At 33.6% G+C, this 1,183-nt stretch carries 1 protein-coding gene and 1 pseudogene; both read left to right on the top strand.

What is annotated here, in order from left to right; all coding sequences use genetic code 11:
* Positions 1-7 precede the first annotated feature (7 nt).
* A complete protein-coding gene (locus AC1DJR_RS27535; protein ID WP_429687147.1) occupies positions 8-985 on the top strand; it encodes a SagB/ThcOx family dehydrogenase in 978 nt (325 codons plus the stop codon).
* A gap of 32 nt (positions 986-1,017) precedes the next feature.
* Positions 1,018-1,183, top strand: a pseudogene (locus AC1DJR_RS27530) (condensation domain-containing protein); the annotation flags it as partial.

Raw genomic sequence — 1,183 nt, 5'->3', positions numbered from 1 at the left:
GGGTTATATGAGCGAGCAAATTTATTACTGGTCTCCTATTAAGCATTGGGAGAAGTTGCATAATGAAATTTTGATAGGAGAAACAAGATTTGCAGGCGTTCTGTCTGAATGGTTTCCTGAGTTTTATTTTTTGACTCAAAAAGGTGTGAAAATTAGTGAACTAGTAGAGCACTTTTCGTTAGGAAATGTAGAAGAGACACAAAAAACAATAGAGCTTATGATAAAAAATCGTGTGTTAGTAAGTAACATATTACCCCCAAGAGAAGTATTTTCCACACAAGAAAAGATTTTTCCGAATCCATATAGCAACCAGATTCGCTTTTCTAAAGAAGATTTAGATAAGTATATGAGTGAACAATTGAATCGAACACAACATGCTGTGCGGTCAACCGAAATTCAACTTGAAACAACAAATGAGTTACCCACTATAATCAAGGAACGTAGGTCTTGTCGCCAATTTGATATGAAAAAACATATTAGTTTTTTAGAATTTTCCCAATTCATATCAACTCTAAAACAGGTTAGGAAAGAAAATATATACTATCATTACGCAAGTGCAGGCGGACTCTACCCTATTGATATCTTTATTTATATAAAACCAAAACGTATAGAAGGTATGAAAGCTGGGTTTTATTATTATAACCCATCAAAAAACTGTCTTGTTATTGTAAACAATATTGATCAAGTAATCAAAAGTGATCATGAGTCAATTAACCAAGATTTATTTACTCAGTCTGCCTTTTCAGTTTATTTGGTTTATAATGCGAACGCTTCCATCCCGAAATACGGTTCAGATGGATATTTATTTGCTTGTATTGAGTCTGGTATTATCACTGCTACCTTAAATATGGTGGCTGAGACATTGAATTTAGGCGTTTGTTCAGTTGGTCATATGAAATTTGAAGAGATTCAGCAATTTTTATGTTTGGATAACCATCAAGTATTTCTCCATGGGCTTGAAGTTGGCTTGAAAATTAACGAATAGATGAAATGAATATTAGGGGGATAAAGATAAAAATGCACATTAAAGATCGAAGTTCGATTCATGAAAATAAAGGGGTAGAGGCTTTTTGGAAGGAGCAGTTATCTTCCGAGGTTCTCGATTTTTCTGTATTTAATAGCGGTTACCAACTAAATAAAGAAAATCCTTGCGAGCACGTTCAAGTCATAATGAATGTAGAGT

It is taken from the genome of Bacillus sp. 05T31, assembly GCF_056396725.1.
This window is presented reverse-complemented; position numbering and strand designations above follow the sequence as displayed.

What these genes read in the sequence shown, in the direction of transcription:
- AC1DJR_RS27535 (WP_429687147.1), top strand. Translation starts at nt 8, where the DNA reads ATGAGCGAGCAAATTTATTACTGGTCTCCTATTAAGCATTGGGAGAAG.